The following is a 21,353-nucleotide window of genomic DNA, read 5'->3' on the forward strand; positions in this document are numbered from 1 at the left end:
GCGCTCGCTTTTCCGTTTTTCGATAATTTCAACAAGCGAGGAGGATCGCCATGGGCGTGACCAATCGGTTGGCCTGTTACTCCGACCCCGCCGACCACTATTCCCACCGGGTACGCATCGTACTGGCAGAGAAGGGTGTCAGCGCCGAGATCATTTACGTCGAAGCGGGCCGTCAGCCGCCGAAGCTGATCGAGGTGAACCCTTACGGCAGCCTGCCCACCTTGGTCGATCGTGACCTGGCGTTGTGGGAGTCGACTGTGGTGATGGAATATTTGGATGAGCGTTATCCGCATCCACCTTTACTGCCGGTTTATCCTGTCGCGCGTGCCAACAGCCGTTTGCTGATCCATCGCATCCAGCGTGACTGGTGCGGGTTGGTGGACTTGATCCTGGATTCCCGGACCAAGGAGCCGGCGCGGGTCGTGGCGCGCAAGGAATTGCGTGAAAGCCTGACAGGCGTATCGCCGCTGTTCGTCGACAAGCCGTTTTTCCTCAGTGAGGAACAAAGTCTGGTGGATTGCTGCCTATTGCCCATACTCTGGCGTTTGCCGATTCTGGGTATCGAACTGCCGCGGCCTGCCAAGCCGCTGCTTGATTATATGGAGCGCCAATTTGCGCGTGAGGCATTCCAGGCGAGTCTGTCTGGTGTCGAACGCGACATGCGCTAAGGCTTAGGGAGCCGCTATGAACTCCAGTCGACCTTATCTGGTCCGCGCGCTCTATGAGTGGATTGTGGACAACGATTGCACCCCGCACATGCTGGTCAATGCCGAGTTTCCGTCGGTGCAGGTGCCGCAAGGTTTTGCCAATGACGGGCAGATTGTCCTGAACGTGTCGCCAGCCGCCGTGCGTCATTTGCACATGGATAACGACGCTGTCAGTTTCGAAGGGCGCTTCGGTGGTGTGCCGCATACCCTGTACGTGCCTGTTGCTGCGATCCTGGGCATTTATGCCCGGGAGAATGGCCAGGGCATGGTGTTCGAGCTGGAAGCGCCGCTGGACGGTGAGGAAGAGTTCGAGCCGGATGATGATTTGCCGCCACCGGATGACGAGCCGCCGCGTCCTAGCGGGCGGCCGAGTTTGAAAGTGGTGAAGTAGGTTGTAGATAAGTGCCAGTCACTGATCGTGTGAGAGTCTGCAACTTGGTTAAGAAAATGCCTGTGTCGTGAGATGCGGGCATTTTTTTGTGTCGTGGTTTTGTGTGTATATCCGTTTCTGCGGTAACGCGTGCTTATGGTTCCGCTCTTACAACCATCCCTTTCAAGGTCCTGTGGGAGCGGGCTTGCTCGCGAAGAGGCCGGCAAGCCCAGTATCCATTCGACTGAACCACCGCCATCGCGAGCAGGCTCGCTCCCACATCCAACCTCCAGTGAACACAAAATTCATATCCAACACAGAACCCCTGTGGGAGCGAGCCTGCTCGCGAAGAGGCAGGCAAGCCCAGCATCCATTTGACTGAACCATCGCCATCGCGAGCAGGCTCGCTCCCACATCCGACCTCCAGTGAACACAAAATTCATATCCAACACAGAGCCCCTGTGGGAGCGGGCTTGCTCGCGAATAGGCCGGCAAGCCCAGCATCCATTTGACTGAACCATCGCCATCGCGAGCAGGCTCGCTCCCACATCCGACCTCCAGTGAACACAAAATTCATATCCAACACAGAACCCCCTGTGGGAGCGAGCCTGCTCGCGAAGAGGCCGGCAAGCCCCGCATCCATTTGACTGAACCACCGCCATCGCGAGCAGGCTCGCTCCCACATTCAACCTCCAGTGAACACAAAATTCATATCCAACACAGAACCCCTGTGGGAGCGAGCCTGCTCGCGAAGAGGCCGGCAAGCCCAGTATCCATTCGACTGAACCACCGCCATCGCGAGCAGGCTCGCTCCCACATCCAACCTCCAGTGAACACAAAATTCATATCCAACACAGAACCCCTGTGGGAGCGGGCTTGCTCGCGAAGAGGCCGGCAAGCCCAGCATCCATTTGACTGAATCACCGCCATCGCGAGCAGGCTCGCTCCCACCTTCAATCTCCAGTGAACACAAAATTCATATTCAACACAGAACCCCTGTGGGAGCGGGCTTGCTCGCGAAGAGGCCGGCAAGCCCAGCATCCATTTGACTGAACCATCGCCATCGCGAGCAGGCTCGCTCCCACATCCGACCTCCAGTGAACACAAAATTCATATCCAACACAGAACCCCTGTGCGAGCCTGCTCGCGATGAGGTCAGTAAACCCTACATCCATGTGACTGAGTTACCGCCTTCGCGGCGGCCCGCGGAGCAATGCCATCGTTCAGGCATGCCGAGCCTAGGCGAGGCGCCGAGTGGTGGGGCAGAAGCGCTTTGGTTACTTTCGACTGGGCCGGCTTCCGGGCTTTTCGAAAGTGACCCGCCGTCAGGGCGGAACCCTAAGCGGCCGTTATCGCAGCAATGGATATACACACCGACCAACCAGCCCCAAAACGAAGCCATAAAAAAACGGCGCCTTCCTTTCCAGGAAAAGCGCCGTTCGTGTACCAGCATCTATATCAGTCAATGTACTCAAACAACTTCACAATCTTCTGCACCCCGGACACACCCTGCACCAGATTGGTCGCCTGCGCCGCTTCCTGCTTGGTCAGCAACCCCAGCAGATACACGATGCCATTCTCAGTCACAACCTTGATGCGCGAACCAGGAATGCTGGCGTCGGTCAGCATCTGCGTCTTGATCTTGGTGGTCAGCCAGGCATCGTTCTGGCGCGCCAGCAGCGAAGACGGCTGCAGAACCTGAAGCTCGTTATGCACGGTCTTGACCCGCTGCACAGCGCTGGCTTCCTGTTCGGCCTTGGCCTTGAGGTCGGCGCGTGGGGTCTGGCCGGCCAGCAAGACGACACCGTTGAAGCTGGTGACGACGATGTGCGAGTTGTTGTCCAGGTCCGGATCGGCCTTGGCGATGTTCACGCCGACCTTGGTTTCAATCAGGGAGTCGTCGATCTTGCTGCCGAAGGTGCGGGTGCCGCGGTCATCTTCAATCGGCTTTTCCCGGCTGGCGTTAACCACCGATGTGCAGCCGCTGATGCCGAGGCACAGGGTCAGGGCCAGAAGGCCTAGGCGATTAGGGGTCATTCTTCACTCCCGAACAGTTGGCTGTCGATCAAGTCGCAAAGGCAGTGGATCGCCAGCAGGTGGACTTCCTGGATACGTGCGGTGACATTGGCCGGTACGCGGATCTCGACGTCTTCGGGCAATAGCAGTGACGCCATGCCGCCGCCGTCACGACCGGTCAATGCTACGACAATCATTTCGCGATCATGTGCGGCCTGGATCGCTTGAATAATGTTGGCCGAGTTGCCGCTGGTGGAAATCGCCAGCAGGACATCGCCGGGTTGGCCCAGGGCGCGGATCTGTTTGGAGAAGACTTCGTTGTAGCTGTAGTCGTTGGCGATCGAGGTAATCGTCGAGCTGTCGGTGGTCAGGGCGATTGCCGGCAGGCTCGGGCGTTCGCGCTCGAAGCGGTTGAGCAGTTCCGAGGAGAAGTGCTGGGCGTCGCCGGCCGAGCCGCCGTTGCCGCACGAAAGCATCTTGCCCTCGTTGAGCAAGGCGTTGACCATCACTTGGCTGGCTTGCTCGATGTGCGGTGCAAGTACGTCCATCGCCTGTTGCTTGGTGTCGATACTGGCCTGAAAAAGCTGGCGAATTCGCGATTGCATGTCCATCTGTGTGACCTTAAGTAGCGCGACTTATCGGCACAAACATGTGCGGCGCGCAAAGCAAAGAGCAAAAAAGTTAGGTGAAGGTGTCCGGCTCGGCATGGGCGCTCAACTGTCGAAGGCGTTCTGCAGCCAGTTCAACTGGTCGGCGTTACTGTCGATGGCAACCACGTCGAAGCGGCAGGGATGATCGGCCCAGCGAGACTCGCGTTGCAGGAAGTACTGCGCGGCGAAAATCAACTTTTGGCGCTTGCGCCCGTCAATGCTGTCGAGCGCGCCACCCCATTGGGTATTTTTTCTATAGCGGACTTCGACGAATACTACTGTATCGCCGTCAAGCATGACCAGATCAAGCTCGCCACGTTTACACAACCAGTTCTGCGCCAGCAGCCGCAGGCCGTGTTGCTCGAGATGCGCGAGGGCCTGGCCCTCGGCATCCCGTCCGCTTTGCTGGCGTGATCGGTCAGGCATTAGCGCTGGGTGTCCGGCAGGCGCTGCACCTGGCCATTGACGAACTCGGCCCAGGGCAGTTGACGCTGTACGCGCTGGGTGGGAGATACGGCCAGGCTGCCCGACAGGCCTTCGATGCGGCTGTCCGGCAACGTCTTGAGCTGGCCCAGGCGCGGCGCCAGGCGATAGGCGTCCGCCCCCATCGCGTACAACCGACCCAGGCTGCCACCCGCCTGGGGCCACTGCGCGGTGACCTGCTTGCGCAACGGGTCATTGGCGTCGAGCAGCCAGGGGGTTTCACAGAAGCGGATGCCGCTCATGTCGTTGTACTGGTTCTGGTCGCCGCTGGCGCTGAACACCGAGGACGTTGCGTAGACCGGCACGTCGCCGGCGTACTGGAAGTTCAGGGTCGGCTTGATCTGCTGGGCCTGCTGCGGTGTCGAGGCAAGGAAGATGAACTCGATGTCCTGGCGACGGGACGGCTGGGCCGCGACCGTGGTGCCGACGGTGTTTTGCAGGCTCTTGGCGCGACCTTCGCTCTGACGCAACTGGAACATGTCGGCGATCTGCTGGGCCAGTTGGACCGGCTGGTCGACACGTTCGATGGCGACGATGGTGCCGCCGTTGGCCTGCCAGTCCTGGCTGAAGGCCTTGAGCACGCGATCGCCCCATTCGCCCTTCGGTACCATGACGGCGGCGCGGTGCAGGCCATCGGCACGGGCGCGGCGGGACACTTCGCGGGCTTCATCCTCAGGCGCCAGGCCGAACTGGAACAGTTGCGGTGGCCCTTGTTCGCCTTCGCTGTAGTTCAGTGCCAGGGTGGTGATCGGCAATTGCGGGCGGGTGCTGATCTGCTTGACCAGCGGTTTTTCCAGCGGGCCGATGACCAGTTGCACGCCGTCGGCCTGGGCCTTGCGATAGAACTCGTCCATGGAGGTCAGGCTGGCGCTGTCATAGAATTGGATGCTTGGCGGCGTCTGCCCGGCCTGCTGGGCCTGGTAGTGGGCAGCCATGAAGCCCTCGCGCAAGGCCTTGGCAACCGCGGCCAACTGGCCATTCTGTGGCAGCAGCAGGGCGATCTTGCTCAGTGGCTGGCTGGCCAGTTCCTTGAGCTTGACCAGGGGTGTCGGCAGTTGGAGGGCGGCAGGGTGCTTCGGGTTCTGTTCGCGCCAGTGGTCGATGGCCGCCTGCTGCTGTTCCAGGGTCCCAGCGGTCTTGACGACTTGGGCCAGGCTCAGCCAGCCGCCGAGGTCGTCGGCGGAGGTGGGCTGCAACTGGTCGGTGGGCAGCGAGGCGATCAGCGACCAGATGGTTTCGTGGTTTTTCGCCGCGGCGTCGTTCTCCAGCAGGGGCGCAATGAAAATGCGCTCCTTGGCGGCGGCCAGGGTCTGGCCATCGGCCTCGAGGGCGCGGGCACGGACGGTGCCGGTGCGGACCTGCTGCTCCACCGGCATTTCGCTCAGGTGTTGCAGGCTTGGATGGCTCAGGGCGGTCAGCGCAGCCTTGGGCTGGTTGCGGGTCATTGCCAGTTCAGCCGACAGCGTGCTGGCGAAAATCTGCTGGCCGGGCTTGAGTTGCTCCATCGGCACTTGTTGCAGGATCTGTGCGGACTGGCCGGCATTGCCCTGGCGGTAGGCCAGGTCTGCGGCGCTCAGGCGCAGCAGGGCGGCTTTTTCCGGGTTTTTGCTTTGGGTGGCCTGTTCGAGCAGTTGCTCGATACTGGCATCCGGGGTCCGTGGGAGTTCGCCAAGGCTGGACGAGGGCGAGCTGGCGCAAGCCGCCAGGAGGGCAGCGAGGCAGAGGGCGGAGAGCAGCCGCAGGCAAGCGATCATGTAAGTGTTCCTGATACGAGATCAAATTAGCGTCGAATTGTACCCAAGCACTGGCCGGGGCGCGATGTTAGTGGCGTGAATCGATCAATTTAGGTATTTCAAAGAGTGCGGCGCAGCACAAAAGACAGGCATTGACCCTTTGTGGCGAGGGAGCTTGCTCCCGCTGGGCTGCGTAGCAGCCCCAAAAAACATTCAACACGCTACCTCAGGATGTGGCTGCAGATTTTTACGGCTGCTGCGCAGCCGAGCGGGAGCAAGCTCCCTCGCCACAAAGGCTGGTGCAACCTTCCAAAGGCCGGCATTGCTTCGGGTTACCCGTTACCGCGAACAGCCGAGACCGCCGCTACACGCTACAATGGCGGTTTTTACCGATCATGAGGTGCGCGTTTTGACTGCTCCAGGTGCTTTGAATTCCGCTGCCGGCTCGCTTTATGTGGTGGCGACGCCCATCGGCAACCTGGACGATATCAGTGCCCGGGCGCTGAAAATCCTGCAGGAGGTCGCACTGATCGCGGCTGAAGACACGCGCCACTCCCAGCGCCTGCTGCAGCATTTCGGCATTTCCACGCCGTTGGCGGCCTGTCATGAGCACAATGAGCGGGACGAAGGCAGTCGTTTTATTACTCGGCTGTTGGCGGGCGATAACGTGGCGTTGATTTCCGATGCCGGTACGCCGCTGATTTCCGATCCCGGCTATCATCTGGTGCGCCAGGCCCGGGCGGCCGGCATCAGTGTGGTGCCTGTACCGGGAGCTTGCGCATTGATCGCGGCGCTGTCGGCGGCAGGCCTGCCGTCGGACCGTTTCATTTTCGAAGGTTTCCTGCCGGCCAAAGCCGTTGGGCGACGGGCGCGCCTGGAGGCTATAAAGGAGGAGCCGCGCACGCTGATCTTCTATGAGGCGCCGCACCGCATCCTCGAATGCCTGCAAGACATGGAGCTGGTGTTCGGCCCTGAGCGCCAGGCGCTGTTGGCCCGTGAGTTGACCAAGACCTTTGAAACCCTCAAGGGCCTGCCCTTGGCCGAGTTGCGCGCCTTCGTCGAAAGCGACAGCAACCAGCAGCGCGGTGAGTGCGTCGTGCTGGTGGCAGGCTGGACGCCGCCGCAAAGCGAGGACGCCGTCAGCAGCGAGGCGATGCGCGTCCTGAGCCTGCTGCTGGAGGAAATGCCCCTCAAGCGCGCCGCGGCGCTGGCGGCGCAGATCACCGGCGAGCGCAAGAATGTGCTGTACCAGGTCGCACTGGAAAAACAGAAAGACCAGTGAAACCGGGACACGGTGCTGGCTCGGGGCTTTTAGCGCTTGTTCTTCAAGCGCTCTACCGTTAACCTTCGCGGCGGAGAGTCGATCGGACAGTCGCTGCCCTCTATGAAAATTAGAGGGGGGAGGAAAGTCCGGGCTCCATAGGGCGAAGTGCCAGGTAATGCCTGGGAGGCGTGAGCCTACGGAAAGTGCCACAGAAAATAACCGCCTAAGCGTTTCGGCGCCGGTAAGGGTGAAAAGGTGCGGTAAGAGCGCACCGCACGGCTGGCAACAGTTCGTGGCTAGGTAAACCCCACTTGGAGCAAGACCAAATAGGGTCCCAAGGCGTGGCCCGCGCTGGGACCGGGTAGGTTGCTAAAGATGTCCAGTGATGGCCATCGTAGACGAATGACTGTTCAAGACAGAACCCGGCTTACAGATCGACTCTCCACCTTTTCCCTTCCTGCCGGAATCACTGGCAGACGCAGTTCCTAATACCAAAAAAATCTTACTCTTAACAAATCACTTTAACTTGTGCGCGCAGTCCCCTGTGCTGCTTCAGGTTAGGGCGATTTTTCCTACGTCAGATTCTTGTTACCCCTCCTGAAACGCTCCTAAATCTCCGATCTATAAGGCTTTTCCTTCATTGCGCGCCTTGACGGTGCGGTGGGCGCATTCCTATAGTGTGCGCAAGTGGCGGAAAGTGGCATGAAGTGGGTTTTTTTGAAGGTAAAACGCCAAAAAGTGGAGAAACGCAGACGTGTTTCGCGGAGCTAACGCTATCAGTCTCGATGCAAAAGGCCGGCTAGCCATGCCTAGCCGGTATCGTGACGAGCTCGTTTCGCGAAGTTCGGGGCAGTTAATCGTCACGATCGACGCCGTTGACCCATGTTTGTGCGTTTACCCTCTGGATGAGTGGGAAATCATCGAAACCAAACTGCGCGCATTGCCTTCGCTGCGTGAAGAAAACCGCCGACTGCAACGCTTGCTGATCGGTAATGCCGTCGACCTCGAGCTCGATGGCAGCGGTCGTTTCCTGGTGCCGCCGCGCCTGCGCGAGTACGCCAAGCTGGATAAGCGCGCGATGCTGGTGGGCCAACTGAACAAGTTCCAGCTGTGGGACGAAGATGCCTGGAATGCGGTTTCTGCCGCTGACCTCGCTGCTATTCAACAACCGGGCGCCATGCCTGATGAACTGCGTGATTTGATCCTGTGACTATTGATAGCGGCTTTAACCACATCACCGTACTGCTTGACGAAGCCGTCGAGGCTCTCGCCGTACGTCCTGATGGCTGTTATCTGGACGGCACGTTCGGGCGTGGCGGACACAGTCGGCTGATTCTCAGCCAGCTCGGTCCGGACGGCCGGTTGCTGGGGTTCGACAAGGATCCTCAAGCGATTGCCACCGGGCAAGCGCTGGCGGCCGAAGACGGCCGCTTTGTCGTTGTGCAGCGCAGCTTTGCCGAGCTGGGCGCCGAAGTCGCCGAGCGTGGCCTGGCCGGCAAGGTCAGTGGCGTGCTGCTTGACCTGGGCGTGTCGTCGCCGCAACTGGACGACCCGGAACGCGGCTTCAGTTTCCTCAATGACGGTCCGTTGGACATGCGCATGGACCCGTCCCGTGGGATCAGCGCCGCCGAATTCGTCAATACCGCGCCAGTGGAAGAAATCGCCCGTGTCTTCAAGGAATACGGCGAAGAGCGTTTCTCCGGCCGCATGGCCCGCGCCGTGGTCGAGCGCCGCGACATCAAGCCCTTCGAGCGTACCGGCGACCTGGCCGAAGTGCTGAAAGTGGCCAACCCGGCCTGGGAAAAGGGCAAGAACCCGGCGACCCGTGCTTTCCAGGGCTTGCGCATCCACGTGAACAACGAGCTGGGCGACCTGGAAGTCGGTCTCGAAGCGGCGCTTGAAGCGCTGGAGATCGGTGGTCGGCTGGTGGTGATCAGCTTCCATTCCCTGGAAGACCGCATCGTCAAGCTGTTCATGCGCAAGCTCACCAAAGGCGAAGCCGATAACCTGCCGCGCAACCTGCCGGTGCGTTTCGAAGCCTTCGTGCCGAAAATCAAGATCCATGGCAAAGCGCAGTTCGCCTCCGACGCCGAACTCAAGGCCAACCCACGTGCCCGTAGCGCCGTCATGCGTGTCGCGGAGAAGTTGCGGTGAGCAAGCTCTTCGCCAAGCCCCTGCCTGGCGGCAGCTTTTTCATGCTGCTGCTGTTTATAGGCGTGCTCGTGTCGGCCATCGCCGTATCCTATAGCGCGCACTGGAACCGGCAGTTGCTCAACACCCTCTACAACGAGCTGAGTGTGCGCGACAAGGCGCAGGCCGAGTGGGGCCGGTTGATCCTGGAGCAAAGCACCTGGACCGCCCATAGCCGTATCGAAGTACTGGCCACCGAACAGCTGAAAATGCGCATTCCCGGCGCCGCCGAAGTGCAAATGGTGGCGCCATGATGAAACTCGAAGGGGCGCTGTTCCCGTGGCGGTTTCGTCTGGTCCTGGGCTTGCTCGGGATCATGGTGGCGGCGATTTCGTGGCGCATCATCGACCTGCAGGTCATCGACCGTGACTTCCTCAAGGGGCAGGGCGACGCTCGCAGTGTGCGTCATATTCCAATTCCGGCGCACCGTGGCCTGATCACCGACCGCAACGGCGAACCCCTGGCCGTGAGTACCCCGGTGACCACCTTGTGGGCCAACGCCAAGGAAATGCAGCAAGCCAAGGAAAAATGGCCGGCCTTGGCCGCCGCCCTCGGGCAGGACCCGAAGGCCCTGGCCGAGCGTCTTGAAGCCCAAGCCAATAAAGAATTCATCTATCTGGTGCGCGGATTGACGCCCGAGCAAGGCCAGAGTGTGCTCGACCTGAAAGTGCCCGGTGTCTACGGCATCGAAGAATTCCGGCGTTTCTACCCGGCCGGTGAAGTCACCGCCCACATGGTCGGGTTTACCGACATCGATGATCGAGGGCGCGAAGGGGTCGAACTGGCCTATGACGAATGGCTTGCCGGGGTCGCCGGCAAACGCCAGGTTATCAAGGACCGGCGCGGCAGGCTGATCAAGGATGTCCAAGTCACCAAAAACGCCAAGGCCGGCAAGCCCTTGGCGTTGTCCATTGACCTGCGCCTGCAATACCTGGCCAACCGCGAGCTGCGCAACGCCATCGTCGAGAACGGTGCCAAGGCCGGCAGCCTGGTGATCATGGACGTTAAGACCGGCGAGATCCTGGCGATGGTCAACCAGCCGACCTACAACCCGAACAACCGCCGCAACCTGCAACCGGCGATGATGCGCAACCGCGCGATGATCGACGTGTTCGAGCCGGGTTCGACCATGAAAGCCGTGTCCATGGCCGCCGCCCTGGAAACCGGGCGCTGGAAGCCAAGCGACACCGTCGAGGTCTACCCGGGCACTCTGCAGATCGGCAAGTACACCATCCGTGACGTGTCCAAGACTGAAGGCCCGGTGCTCGACCTGACCGGCATCCTGATCAACTCCAGTAACGTCGGCATGAGCAAGATCGCCTTCGATATCGGCGGCGAGACGATTTATCGCCTGGCCCAGAAAATCGGCCTCGGCCAGGACACCGGCCTGGGCTTTCCGGGCGAGCGTGTCGGCAACCTGCCGAACTACCGTGACTGGCGCAAGGCTGAGACCGCCACGTTGTCCTATGGCTACGGCGTTTCCGTGACCGCGATCCAGTTGGTCCACGCGTTTTCCGCGCTGGCGAACAACGGGCGCATGGCACCGCTGACCCTGATCAAGACCGACAAGCCACCGCAGGCCACCCAGGTGATCCCGGAAAACGTCGCCAAGACCATGCAGGGCATGCTGCAACAGGTGATCGAGGCGCCGCGTGGTGTCTACCGCGCCCAGGTGCCGGCCTATCACGTGGCAGGCAAGTCGGGTACGGCCCGCAAAACCTCCGTGGGCACCAAAGGCTACGCCGAGAATTCCTACCGTTCGCTGTTTGCCGGCTTCGGCCCGATGAGCGACCCACGCTACGCCATCGTCGTGGTCATCGACGAACCGAGCAAGGCAGGCTATTTCGGTGGCCTGGTCTCGGCGCCGGTGTTCAGCAAAGTGATGTCCGGCACCCTGCGCCTGATGAACATTACCCCGGATAACCTGCCGCCGACCCAGCAGGCCAATACCGCACCGGTCATTCCCTTGAAAGCCGAAGGAGGGCGTGGCTGATGTCCCTGAGCCTGAACAAGATTTTTGCCCACGCCGGTCACGATCTGCTGATTCGTGAGTTGGCCCTGGACAGCCGCAATGTACGTGCCGGGGACTTGTTCCTGGCGGTGCCGGGTGGCCGTGTCGATGGTCGCGACCATATCGCCGACGCCCTGAAGCGCGGCGCGGCTGCCGTGGCGTACGAAGTGCAAGGCGCGACCGTGCTGCCGATCACTGACGTGCCGCTGATTCCGGTGAAGGGCCTGGCGGCGCAACTGTCGGACATCGCCGGGCGGTTTTATGGCGACCCGAGCCGCCACCTGAACCTGGTGGGCGTGACCGGCACCAACGGCAAGACCAGCGTGACCCAACTGGTGGCCCAGGCCTTGGACCTGCTCGGCCAGCATTGCGGCATTGTCGGCACCTTGGGCAACGGTTTTCATGGCGCGCTGGAAAGCGGCCTGCACACCACGCCGAACCCGATTGCCGTGCAAGCGACCCTGGCGGACTTGAAGAAGGCCGGTGCCAAGGCCGTTGCGATGGAGGTCTCGTCCCATGGCCTGGACCAGGGTCGTGTGACGGCGCTGGCGTTCGACGTCGCGGTGTTGACCAACCTGTCCCGCGACCACCTGGACTACCACGGCACCATGCAGGCCTACGGCGAAGCCAAGGCCAAGCTGTTCGCCTGGAATGATTTGAAATGCCGGGTCATCAATCTCGACGACGAGTTCGGCCGGCAACTGGCCGCCGACAAGCGCGAGTCCCGGTTGATCACCTATAGCCTGGAAGATACCAGCGCCTACCTTTGTATACGCCAGGCGCAGTTCGACGATGAAGGCGTGCGCGCCACGCTGGTCACGCCCCAGGGCGAGCACCATCTGCGCAGCACCTTGCTCGGCCGCTTCAACCTGAGCAACGTATTGGCGGCCATTGGCGCCTTGCTCGGCCTGGACTACGCGCTGGACGAAATCCTCAAGGTGTTGCCAAGACTTGAAGGGCCGGCCGGGCGCATGCAGCGCCTCGGCGGCGGGGCTCAACCGTTGGTGGTTGTCGATTACGCCCACACTCCCGACGCGTTGGAAAAAGTCCTCACGGCCTTGCGTCCTCACGCCAAGGGCCGGCTGCTGTGCCTGTTCGGCTGCGGCGGCGATCGCGATCGCGGCAAACGCCCGTTGATGGCAGAAGTGGTGGAGCGTCTGGCGGACGGCGTGCTGGTCACCGATGACAACCCGCGCAGCGAAGACCCGCTGCGGATCTTCGATGACATCCGCGCCGGTTTTACCGCCGTGGATAACGTCACCTTCGTCGCCGGTCGCGGCCAGGCCATTGCCCAGTTGATCGCCAGCGCCTCGGCGGACGATGTCATCGTCCTGGCCGGCAAGGGCCATGAGGACTATCAGGAAATCAACGGCGAACGCCATGGGTTCTCCGATCTGGTGGAAGCCGATCACGCCCTGACCGCGTGGGAGGTGGCCCATGCTTAAGGCCCTGAAACTCAGCGAACTGACCAACGCCCTGAATGCGCGCCTCATTTCTGCGGACGCCACCTTCAGCGGCGTGAGCATTGACAGCCGGGCGATCGCGCCGGGGCAATTGTTCGTCGCCTTGGCCGGGCCGCGTTTTGATGGCCACGATTACTTGAACGAGGTCGCGGGCAAAGGCGCGGTCGCCGCATTGGTCGAGCGGGAAGTGAGCAACAGCACGTTGCCGCAATTGCTCGTCAGCGACACTCGCCAGGCCCTGGGCCAGCTCGGTGCGCTGAACCGCGCAGCGTATGGCAACCCGGTCGCGGCCATTACCGGTTCCAGCGGCAAGACCACGGTCAAGGAAATGCTTGCCAGCATCCTGCGCACTCGTGGTGCGGTGCTGGCGACCCGTGGCAACCTGAACAACGACCTCGGTGTGCCGCTGACCTTGCTGGAACTGGCGCCGGAACACAGCGCCGCCGTCATCGAACTGGGGGCTTCGCGGCTCGGCGAGATCGCCTACACCGTGGCCATGACCAAGCCCCACGTGGCGGTGCTCAACAACGCCGGGACCGCCCACGTCGGCGAGTTCGGCGGCCCGGAAAAAATCGTCGAGGCCAAGGGCGAGATCATCGAAGGGCTGGATGCCAATGGCGTCGCCGTGCTGAATCTCGACGACAAGGCCTTCGAAATCTGGAAGACCCGGGCGGGGGAGCGCAAGGTGCTGACCTTTGCCCTGAGCAACCTCGCCGCGAATTTCTACGCCAGCGACCTGGACCGTGATGCCCGCGGTTGCCCGGCCTTCAACCTGCACAGCCCCGACGGTGCCGAGCGGGTCCAATTGAACCTGCTGGGCACCCATAACGTTGCCAACGCCCTGGCCGCCGCGGCTGCCGCCCATGCCCTGGGCGTGTCGCTGCCGGGCATCGTTGCCGGACTGAACGCCGTGCAGCCGGTCAAGGGGCGCTCTGTCGCGCAACTGGCCAGCAACGGCATGCGCGTGATCGATGACACCTATAACGCCAACCCGTCGTCCATGTGCGCGGCGGTGGATATCCTCGCCGGTTTCTCCGGCCGTACCGTGCTGGTGCTGGGGGATATCGGCGAGTTGGGCGAATGGGCGCAACAGGGACATCACGATGTCGGTGCCTATGCGCGCGGCAAGGTCGATGCGCTGTATGCGGTCGGTCCGATGATGGCCCATGCGGTCGCTGCGTTTGGCGAGCACGCACGGCATTTCACTACTCAAGCCGAATTGATCCAGGCCCTGGGCGCCGAGCAGGACCCGAACACCACCTTATTGATCAAGGGTTCACGCAGCGCAGCGATGGAAAACATCGTCGCGGCGCTGTGCGGCACCACCACGGAGAAACATTAATGCTGCTGCTGCTAGCGGAGTACCTGCAACAGTTCCACAAAGGCTTCGCGGTCTTCCAGTACCTGACCCTGCGCGGGATCCTGGGTGTGCTGACCGCGTTGTCGTTGTCGCTGTTCCTGGGCCCGTGGATGATCCGCACCCTGCAGAACCTGCAGATCGGCCAGTCGGTCCGTAACGACGGTCCGCAATCGCACCTGTCCAAATCCGGTACCCCGACCATGGGGGGCGCGCTGATCCTGTCGTCCATCGGTATCAGCACTTTGCTCTGGGCCGACCTGGCGAACCGCTACGTCTGGGTCGTGCTGCTGGTGACGCTGTTCTTCGGCGCCATCGGTTGGGTCGACGACTATCGCAAGGTCATCGAGAAGAACTCCCGTGGGCTGCCAAGCCGCTGGAAATATTTCTGGCAATCGGTGTTCGGCCTCGGCGCGGCGATCTTCCTTTATATGACCGCCGCCTCGCCGGTGGAAACCACCCTGATCCTGCCGATGCTCAAGGACTACAGCATTCCGCTGGGCGCTGGCTTCATCGTGCTGACCTACCTGGTGATCGTCGGTTCGAGCAACGCGGTCAACCTCACTGACGGCCTCGACGGCCTGGCGATCATGCCGACGGTCATGGTCGGCGGCGCCCTGGGAATCTTCTGCTACCTGTCGGGTAACGTGAAGTTCGCCGAATACCTGCTGATCCCGTATGTGCCGGGCGCGGGTGAATTGATTGTGTTCTGCGGTGCGCTGATCGGTGCCGGCCTGGGCTTCCTGTGGTTCAACACCTACCCGGCGCAAGTCTTCATGGGCGACGTCGGCGCGCTGGCGCTGGGCGCGGCCCTGGGCACCATCGCCGTGATCGTTCGCCAGGAAATCGTCCTGTTCATCATGGGCGGTGTGTTCGTGATGGAGACCCTGTCAGTCGTCATTCAGGTGGCCTCCTTTAAATTGACCGGCCGCCGCGTATTCCGCATGGCGCCGATCCACCACCACTTTGAACTCAAGGGCTGGCCCGAGCCACGCGTGATCGTCCGTTTCTGGATCATCACCGTGATCCTGGTGCTGGTCGGCCTTGCCACCCTGAAGCTGAGGTAGAACGAGTGTCCCTGATCGCTTCTGACCACTTCCGCATCGTTGTCGGCCTCGGCAAGAGCGGCATGTCCCTGGTTCGCTTCCTGGCGAACCGGGGCGTGTCGTTTGCCGTGGCCGATACGCGGGAAAATCCGCCTGAGCTGGCCACGCTGCGCCGTGACTATCCCCAGGTGGACGTGCGTTGTGGCGAGCTGGATGTCGAATTCCTGTGCCGTGCCGATGAGCTCTACGTGAGCCCCGGCCTGGCCCTGGCGACCCCAGCCCTGCAGGCTGCCGCCGCCCGTGGTGTGAAATTGTCCGGCGACATCGAGCTATTCGCGCGCAACGCCAAGGCGCCGATCGTTGCCATCAGCGGTTCCAATGCCAAGAGCACCGTCACCACCTTGGTCGGTGAGATGGCTGCGGCGGCCGGCAAGCGCGTCGCCGTAGGCGGCAACCTGGGTACCCCGGCGCTGGACCTGCTCAGCGACGAGGTCGAGCTGTACGTGATGGAGCTGTCGAGCTTCCAGCTCGAGACCACCGACCACCTGGGCGCCGAAGTGGCCACCGTGCTCAACGTCAGTGAAGACCACATGGACCGCTACAGCGGCCTGCCGGCTTATCACCTGGCCAAGCACCGGATCTTCCGTGGTGCCCGGCAAGTGGTGTTCAATCGCCAGGATGCCCTGACCCGTCCGTTGCTGGGCGAGGGCATGCCGTGCTGGTCGTTCGGCCTGGGCGTGCCGGACTTCAAAGGCTTCGGGCTGCGTGAAGAGAATGGCGAGAAATACCTGGCCTTCGAATTCCAGAACCTGATGCCGGTGCGCGAACTGAAGATTCGTGGCGCCCACAACCAGGCCAATGCCCTGGCCGCGCTGGCCCTGGGGCATGCGGTCGGCCTGCCGTTCGACGCCATGCTCTCGGCCCTGCGCACCTTCGCCGGCCTTGAGCACCGCTGCCAGTGGGTACGCGATCTCGATGGCGTGGCCTGGTACAACGACTCCAAGGCCACCAACGTCGGTGCCGCGCTCGCGGCCATCGAAGGCCTGGGCGCGGACATCGACGGCAAGCTCGTGCTGATCGCCGGCGGCGACGGCAAGGGTGCCGATTTCAAGGACCTGCGCGACCCCGTTGCCGCCAACTGCCGCGCCGTGGTGCTGATGGGCCGTGATCGCGAATTGATCGCCCAGGCCCTCGGCGATGCCGTGCCGCTGGTGCGCGTCGCTTCGCTGGGCGAGGCGGTGCAGCAATGCCGCGCCCTTGCTCAACCGGGCGATGCAGTCCTGTTGTCGCCGGCCTGCGCCAGTTTCGACATGTTCAAGAACTACGAAGAGCGTGGGCAGTTGTTCGCCCAGGCCGCGGAGGACTTGGCATGAACCTGATGAACATCATCAAGCCGTATCCGTCGCCGCTGATCACCGGTCGTGGCATCGATCTGGATTTCCCGATGCTCGCCGGTTGCCTGGCCTTGCTGGGCCTGGGCCTGGTCATGATCACCTCCGCGTCGTCGGAAGTGGCCGCCGTGCAGTCGGGCAACACCCTTTACCACATGATCCGCCACCTGATTTACCTGGTGATCGGCCTGGGCGCGTGCATCGTCACCATGATGGTGCCGATCGCCACCTGGCAACGCCTGGGCTGGATGATGTTGCTCGGTGCCTTCGGCCTGTTGGTGATGGTGCTCTTGCCGGGTATTGGCCGCGAGGTCAACGGCTCGATGCGCTGGATCGGCTTCAGCTTCTTCAACGTCCAGCCTTCGGAGATCGCCAAGGTCTTCGTGGTGATCTACCTCGCCGGTTACCTGGTGCGTCGCCAGAAGGAAGTGCGCGAGAGCTGGATGGGGTTCTTCAAGCCGTTCATCGTGTTGCTGCCGATGGCCGGCCTGCTGCTGATGGAGCCGGACTTCGGCGCCACGGTGGTGATGATGGGCGCGGCGGCGGCGATGCTGTTCCTCGGCGGCGTCGGGCTGTTCCGTTTCACTTTGATGGTCGCGCTGGCGGTGGCGGCGGTGACGGTGCTGGTGCAGGCGCAACCGTATCGGATGGCGCGCCTGATCACCTTTACCGATCCGTGGGCCGACCAGTTCGGTTCCGGCTATCAATTGACCCAGGCGCTGATTGCCTTCGGTCGCGGCGAGTGGCTGGGCGTGGGCCTGGGCAACAGCGTGCAGAAGCAGTTCTACCTGCCGGAAGCCCACACCGACTTCGTGTTCTCGGTCCTGGCCGAAGAACTGGGGATGGTGGGTTCCCTGTGCACCGTCGCCCTGTTCGTGTTCGTCTGCGTGCGTGGCATGTACATCGGCTTGTGGGCGGAAAAGGCCAAACAGTTCTTCGCCGCCTATGTGGCGTATGGCTTGTCGTTCCTGTGGATCGGCCAGTTTTTGATCAACATCGGCGTGAACGTCGGCCTGTTGCCGACCAAAGGCCTGACGCTGCCGTTCCTCAGTTACGGCGGCAGTTCCCTGGTGATCTGCTGTGCCTGTCTCGGCCTGTTGCTGCGCATCGAATGGGAGAGTCGAACCCACCTGGGCAGCGAAGAGATGGAATTCCAGGAGAGCGACTTCGCCGAGGAGCCGACTCATGGGCGCTAACGTGCTGATCATGGCGGGCGGTACCGGCGGGCACGTATTCCCGGCGCTGGCCTGTGCCCGGGAGTTCCAGGCACGCGGCTACACCGTGCACTGGCTGGGCACGCCACGGGGCATCGAGAACGAACTGGTGCCCGGCGCCGGCCTCGAACTGCACCGGATCGACGCCAGCGGCCTGCGGGGCAAGGGCAAGCTGTCGTTGCTCAAGGCACCGCTGATGCTGCTCAAGTCGGTCTGGCAGGCGCGGGCAATCATTCGTCGGCTGCGGCCGGTGTGCGTGGTCGGGTTCGGCGGTTATGTGACCGGGCCGGGCGGCGTTGCGGCAAAACTGGCCGGTGTGCCGGTGATCGTCCACGAGCAGAACGCCGTGGCCGGTACCGCCAATCGGTTACTGGTGCCGTTGGCCGCCCGGGTCTGTGAAGCCTTTCCCGACACCTTTACCCTGTCGGGCAGCCGTCGCACCACCGGCAATCCGGTGCGTACCGAGCTGTTCCTCGAAACACCGCGCCCGGCCCTGGCCGGACGCAAGGCGCGTTTGCTGGTCCTGGGTGGAAGCCTGGGGGCGGAACCGTTGAACAAATTGCTGCCCGAAGCCCTGTCGCAGGTCGCCCCCGAACTGCGCCCGGAAGTGTTTCACCAGGCCGGCAAAAACCACGATGAAGTGACCGCCGAGCGCTACCGCGCCGCCGGCGTCGAGGCGCAAGTGCAGCCTTTCATCAAAGACATGGCCCAAGCCTATGGCTGGGCCGACCTGGTGGTCTGCCGCGCAGGCGCGTTGACCATCAGTGAACTGGCTGCCGCCGGTCTGCCCTCGATGCTGGTGCCTTTGCCCCACGCCATCGACGATCACCAGACCCGTAACGCCGATTATTTGGCCCGTGAAGGCGCTGCCTTCCTGATGCCGCAAAGAACGACTGGCGCCGCGGATCTTGCCGCCCGCCTGACAGAGGTTTTGATGCAGCCGCAACGACTTGAAGACATGGCCCGCGCCGCGCGCCGCCTGGCCAAACCCGATGCCACGGCCCAAGTGGTCGATACCTGCCTGGAGGTGGCCCATGGTTGAGAATCGCAAAGCCATGCCGCAACCGGAAATGCGCCGTATTCGCCGCATCCACTTCGTCGGTATCGGCGGCGTGGGCATGTGCGGGATCGCCGAGGTGCTGCTGAACCTGGGTTACCAGGTCTCGGGCTCCGACCTGAAGGCCTCCCCGGTCACCGAGCGCCTGGAATCCTTCGGTGCGCAGATTTTTATCGGCCACCGTGCCGAGAACGCCGCCAACGCCGACGTGCTGGTGGTGTCCAGCGCCGTGAACACTTCCAACCCGGAAGTCGCCACTGCCCTGGAACGCCGTATTCCGGTGGTGCCACGGGCCGAGATGCTCGCCGAGCTGATGCGCTATCGCCACGGCATCGCCGTCGCCGGTACCCACGGCAAGACCACCACCACCAGCCTGATCGCCTCGGTGTTCGCGGCCGGTGGCCTGGACCCGACGTTCGTGATCGGTGGCCGCCTGAATGCCGCGGGCACCAATGCCCAGCTGGGCACCAGCCGCTACCTGATCGCCGAAGCCGACGAGAGCGATGCGAGCTTCCTGCACTTGCAACCGCTGGTGGCCGTGGTGACCAACATCGACGCCGACCACATGGCGACCTACGACGGCGACTTCAACAAGCTGAAGAAAACCTTCGTGGAGTTTTTGCACAACCTGCCGTTCTACGGTCTGGCGGTGGTGTGCCTGGACGATCCGGTGGTGCGTGAGATCCTGCCGCTGATCAAGCGTCCGACCGTGACCTACGGTTTTGGCGAAGACGCCGACGTACGCGCCATCAACGTGCGCCAGCAGGGCATGCAGACGTTCTTCACCGTGTTGCGTCCTGATCGCGAGCCGTTGGACGTGTCGGTGAACATGCCTGGCAACCACAACGTGCTCAACGCCTTGGCCACTATCTGCATCGCCACCGACGAAGGTGTCAGCGATGAAGCCATCGTCCAGGGCCTGTCCGGGTTCCAGGGTGTGGGCCGACGCTTCCAGGTCTACGGCGAATTGCCGGTGGACGGCGGCAACGTGATGCTGGTGGACGACTACGGCCACCACCCGACCGAAGTCGCGGCGGTGATCAAGGCCGTGCGCGGTGGCTGGCCGGAGCGGCGCCTGGTGATGGTCTACCAGCCGCACCGCTACAGCCGCACCCGCGACCTGTATGACGATTTCGTCCAGGTGCTGGCCGACGCCAACGTGCTGCTGTTGATGGAAGTCTACCCGGCCGGTGAAGAGCCGATCCCGGGGGCCGACAGCCGCCAGCTGTGCCACAGCATTCGCCAGCGTGGCCAGTTGGACCCGATCTACATCGAACGCGGCGTGGACCTCGCACCGCTGGTCAAGCCGCTGCTGCGCGCCGGCGACATCCTGCTGTGCCAGGGTGCCGGCGACATCGGTGGCCTGGCCCCGAAACTGTTGAACAGTCCGTTATTCGCCGGAGCCATCGTGGCGTCCAGCGAGGGGAAACTGAAATGACTGCTGCCTACGCCAACCTGGTCTCGACCCTCGATCCGAAAGCCTTCGGCCGCGTTGCCGTGCTGTTCGGTGGCAAGAGCGCCGAGCGCGAGGTCTCCCTCAAGTCCGGCAACGCCGTGCTGCAAGCCTTGCAAAGTGCCGGCGTCGACGCCTTCGGCATCGATGTGGGCGACGATTTCCTGCAGCGCCTGCTCAGCGAAAAGATCGACCGCGCCTTCATCATTCTCCACGGTCGCGGCGGTGAAGACGGCAGCATGCAAGGCCTGCTCGAATGCCTGGGCATTCCCTACACCGGCAGCGGCATCCTCGCGTCCGCCCTGGCGATGGACAAGCTGCGCACCAAGCAGGTCTGGCACAGCCTCGGCATTCCAACGCCGCGTCATGCCGTGCTGGCGTCCGAGGCCGATTGTATTTCGGCGGCCACGGAACTGGGCTTCCCTTTGATCGTCAAACCGGCCCATGAAGGTTCAAGTATCGGCATGGCGAAAGTGAATTCGCTGCCTGAGTTGACCGCAGCCTGGAAGGACGCCAGTTCCTACGATTCGCAAGTGTTGGTCGAACAGTGGATCACCGGTCCCGAGTTCACCATCGCCACCCTGCGTGACCAGGTGTTGCCCCCGATTGCGCTGGGCACGCCCCACACGTTCTACGACTACGACGCCAAGTACATCGCCAACGATACCCAGTACCGCATTCCCTGCGGGCTGGATGCGGCCAAGGAAAAACAACTGATGGACCTCACGGCCAAGGCCTGTGAGGCGCTGGGTATCGCCGGTTGGGGCCGGGCGGACGTGATGCAGGACGCCGATGGACAGTTCTGGTTCCTGGAAGTCAACACCGCCCCTGGCATGACCGATCACAGCCTGGTGCCGATGGCCGCCCGCGCCGCCGGCCTGGATTTCCAGCAACTGGTGCTCTCGATCCTGGCCGCCAGTGTCGGCCAACAAGAGCCAAGAGGTTAAG

At 62.5% G+C, this 21,353-nt stretch carries 19 protein-coding genes and 1 other RNA gene; 16 read left to right on the forward strand and 4 right to left on the reverse strand.

Annotated elements, in window-relative coordinates; all coding sequences use genetic code 11:
* The first annotated feature begins 50 nt into the window (after positions 1-50).
* Both M1D99_RS05940 and M1D99_RS05945 read left to right on the forward strand, forming a co-directional pair.
* Positions 51-668 (forward strand): glutathione S-transferase N-terminal domain-containing protein, encoded by a 618-nt coding sequence (locus M1D99_RS05940; RefSeq protein WP_003178195.1) that lies wholly within the window; start codon positions 51-53, stop codon positions 666-668.
* Between the two features lie 16 nt (positions 669-684).
* Positions 685-1,098, forward strand: coding sequence for a ClpXP protease specificity-enhancing factor (locus M1D99_RS05945; protein ID WP_053124982.1), 414 nt, complete (start codon positions 685-687; stop codon positions 1,096-1,098).
* Between the two features lie 1,437 nt (positions 1,099-2,535).
* Here M1D99_RS05945 and M1D99_RS05950 read toward each other — a convergent pair.
* The 4 genes from M1D99_RS05950 to M1D99_RS05965 form a co-directional block, all read right to left on the reverse strand.
* Positions 2,536-3,114 (reverse strand): BON domain-containing protein, encoded by a 579-nt coding sequence (locus tag M1D99_RS05950; protein WP_030139689.1) that lies wholly within the window; start codon positions 3,112-3,114, stop codon positions 2,536-2,538.
* The gene (locus M1D99_RS05955; RefSeq protein WP_007928463.1) at positions 3,111-3,704 is read right to left on the reverse strand and encodes a phosphoheptose isomerase; all 594 of its coding nucleotides are present in this window, start codon (positions 3,702-3,704) and stop codon (positions 3,111-3,113) included. The genes M1D99_RS05950 and M1D99_RS05955 overlap by 4 nt, the downstream gene beginning before the upstream one ends.
* Positions 3,705-3,806: 102 nt before the next feature.
* Positions 3,807-4,169, reverse strand: coding sequence for a YraN family protein (locus M1D99_RS05960; RefSeq protein WP_186705120.1), 363 nt, complete (start codon positions 4,167-4,169; stop codon positions 3,807-3,809).
* Complete coding sequence (locus M1D99_RS05965) at positions 4,169-5,980, reverse strand: penicillin-binding protein activator (protein WP_186705121.1); 1,812 nt, start codon at positions 5,978-5,980, stop codon at positions 4,169-4,171. Before M1D99_RS05965 ends, M1D99_RS05960 begins: the two co-directional genes overlap by 1 nt.
* A gap of 355 nt (positions 5,981-6,335) precedes the next feature.
* On the opposite strand from M1D99_RS05965, the gene rsmI reads away from it, so the two are divergent.
* The 14 genes from rsmI to M1D99_RS06035 all read left to right on the forward strand — a co-directional run bounded on the left by rsmI (position 6,336) and on the right by M1D99_RS06035 (position 21,352).
* Complete coding sequence (gene rsmI / locus M1D99_RS05970; protein WP_434574419.1) at positions 6,336-7,241, forward strand: 16S rRNA (cytidine(1402)-2'-O)-methyltransferase; 906 nt, start codon at positions 6,336-6,338, stop codon at positions 7,239-7,241.
* Between the two features lie 74 nt (positions 7,242-7,315).
* An RNA gene (gene rnpB / locus M1D99_RS05975) (RNase P RNA component class A) lies at positions 7,316-7,669 on the forward strand.
* A 308-nt stretch (positions 7,670-7,977) separates the two neighbouring features.
* Positions 7,978-8,433 carry a division/cell wall cluster transcriptional repressor MraZ gene (gene mraZ / locus M1D99_RS05980; RefSeq protein WP_003205355.1) on the forward strand — a complete coding sequence of 152 codons (456 nt, stop codon included), beginning with the start codon at positions 7,978-7,980 and terminating at the stop codon, positions 8,431-8,433.
* Positions 8,430-9,377 carry a 16S rRNA (cytosine(1402)-N(4))-methyltransferase RsmH gene (rsmH, locus tag M1D99_RS05985; protein ID WP_434574420.1) on the forward strand — a complete coding sequence of 316 codons (948 nt, stop codon included), beginning with the start codon at positions 8,430-8,432 and terminating at the stop codon, positions 9,375-9,377. The genes mraZ and rsmH overlap by 4 nt, the downstream gene beginning before the upstream one ends.
* Positions 9,374-9,667 carry a cell division protein FtsL gene (gene ftsL, locus M1D99_RS05990; RefSeq protein WP_003178214.1) on the forward strand — a complete coding sequence of 98 codons (294 nt, stop codon included), beginning with the start codon at positions 9,374-9,376 and terminating at the stop codon, positions 9,665-9,667. The genes rsmH and ftsL overlap by 4 nt, the downstream gene beginning before the upstream one ends.
* Positions 9,667-11,406 (forward strand): peptidoglycan D,D-transpeptidase FtsI family protein, encoded by a 1,740-nt coding sequence (locus tag M1D99_RS05995; RefSeq protein WP_434576361.1) that lies wholly within the window; start codon positions 9,667-9,669, stop codon positions 11,404-11,406. Before ftsL ends, M1D99_RS05995 begins: the two co-directional genes overlap by 1 nt.
* A complete protein-coding gene (locus M1D99_RS06000) occupies positions 11,406-12,869 on the forward strand; it encodes a UDP-N-acetylmuramoyl-L-alanyl-D-glutamate--2,6-diaminopimelate ligase (protein ID WP_434574421.1) in 1,464 nt (487 codons plus the stop codon). The genes M1D99_RS05995 and M1D99_RS06000 overlap by 1 nt, the downstream gene beginning before the upstream one ends.
* The gene (locus M1D99_RS06005) at positions 12,862-14,229 is read left to right on the forward strand and encodes a UDP-N-acetylmuramoyl-tripeptide--D-alanyl-D-alanine ligase (RefSeq protein WP_434574422.1); all 1,368 of its coding nucleotides are present in this window, start codon (positions 12,862-12,864) and stop codon (positions 14,227-14,229) included. Before M1D99_RS06000 ends, M1D99_RS06005 begins: the two co-directional genes overlap by 8 nt.
* Positions 14,229-15,311, forward strand: a complete 1,083-nt coding sequence (gene mraY, locus M1D99_RS06010) for a phospho-N-acetylmuramoyl-pentapeptide-transferase (protein ID WP_063324484.1) — start codon at positions 14,229-14,231, stop codon at positions 15,309-15,311. The genes M1D99_RS06005 and mraY overlap by 1 nt, the downstream gene beginning before the upstream one ends.
* A 5-nt stretch (positions 15,312-15,316) precedes the next feature.
* Complete coding sequence (gene murD / locus M1D99_RS06015; protein WP_458131511.1) at positions 15,317-16,663, forward strand: UDP-N-acetylmuramoyl-L-alanine--D-glutamate ligase; 1,347 nt, start codon at positions 15,317-15,319, stop codon at positions 16,661-16,663.
* A complete protein-coding gene (gene ftsW, locus M1D99_RS06020) occupies positions 16,660-17,877 on the forward strand; it encodes a putative lipid II flippase FtsW (RefSeq protein WP_411385565.1) in 1,218 nt (405 codons plus the stop codon). Before murD ends, ftsW begins: the two co-directional genes overlap by 4 nt.
* Positions 17,867-18,937, forward strand: coding sequence for an undecaprenyldiphospho-muramoylpentapeptide beta-N-acetylglucosaminyltransferase (gene murG, locus M1D99_RS06025; protein WP_186705126.1), 1,071 nt, complete (start codon positions 17,867-17,869; stop codon positions 18,935-18,937). Before ftsW ends, murG begins: the two co-directional genes overlap by 11 nt.
* The gene (gene murC / locus M1D99_RS06030; RefSeq protein ID WP_053124957.1) at positions 18,930-20,390 is read left to right on the forward strand and encodes a UDP-N-acetylmuramate--L-alanine ligase; all 1,461 of its coding nucleotides are present in this window, start codon (positions 18,930-18,932) and stop codon (positions 20,388-20,390) included. Before murG ends, murC begins: the two co-directional genes overlap by 8 nt.
* Positions 20,387-21,352, forward strand: coding sequence for a D-alanine--D-alanine ligase (locus M1D99_RS06035; RefSeq protein ID WP_053124955.1), 966 nt, complete (start codon positions 20,387-20,389; stop codon positions 21,350-21,352). The genes murC and M1D99_RS06035 overlap by 4 nt, the downstream gene beginning before the upstream one ends.
* Position 21,353 lies beyond the last annotated feature (1 nt).

The organism is Pseudomonas sp. R3-41, assembly GCF_054161485.1.

Coding starts and splice junctions, on each gene's coding strand:
- murC (WP_053124957.1), top strand. CDS start 18,930: ATGGTTGAGAATCGCAAAGCCATGCCGCAACCGGAAATGCGCCGTATT.
- mraY (WP_063324484.1), top strand. CDS start 14,229: ATGCTGCTGCTGCTAGCGGAGTACCTGCAACAGTTCCACAAAGGCTTC.
- M1D99_RS05950 (WP_030139689.1), bottom strand. CDS start 3,114: ATGACCCCTAATCGCCTAGGCCTTCTGGCCCTGACCCTGTGCCTCGGC.
- M1D99_RS06035 (WP_053124955.1), top strand. CDS start 20,387: ATGACTGCTGCCTACGCCAACCTGGTCTCGACCCTCGATCCGAAAGCC.
- M1D99_RS05940 (WP_003178195.1), top strand. CDS start 51: ATGGGCGTGACCAATCGGTTGGCCTGTTACTCCGACCCCGCCGACCAC.
- M1D99_RS05955 (WP_007928463.1), bottom strand. CDS start 3,704: ATGGACATGCAATCGCGAATTCGCCAGCTTTTTCAGGCCAGTATCGAC.
- M1D99_RS05945 (WP_053124982.1), top strand. CDS start 685: ATGAACTCCAGTCGACCTTATCTGGTCCGCGCGCTCTATGAGTGGATT.
- M1D99_RS06000 (WP_434574421.1), top strand. CDS start 11,406: ATGTCCCTGAGCCTGAACAAGATTTTTGCCCACGCCGGTCACGATCTG.
- M1D99_RS06005 (WP_434574422.1), top strand. CDS start 12,862: ATGCTTAAGGCCCTGAAACTCAGCGAACTGACCAACGCCCTGAATGCG.
- M1D99_RS05960 (WP_186705120.1), bottom strand. CDS start 4,169: ATGCCTGACCGATCACGCCAGCAAAGCGGACGGGATGCCGAGGGCCAG.
- rsmI (WP_434574419.1), top strand. CDS start 6,336: ATGGCGGTTTTTACCGATCATGAGGTGCGCGTTTTGACTGCTCCAGGT.
- ftsW (WP_411385565.1), top strand. CDS start 16,660: ATGAACCTGATGAACATCATCAAGCCGTATCCGTCGCCGCTGATCACC.
- murG (WP_186705126.1), top strand. CDS start 17,867: ATGGGCGCTAACGTGCTGATCATGGCGGGCGGTACCGGCGGGCACGTA.
- M1D99_RS05965 (WP_186705121.1), bottom strand. CDS start 5,980: ATGATCGCTTGCCTGCGGCTGCTCTCCGCCCTCTGCCTCGCTGCCCTC.
- M1D99_RS05995 (WP_434576361.1), top strand. CDS start 9,667: ATGAAACTCGAAGGGGCGCTGTTCCCGTGGCGGTTTCGTCTGGTCCTG.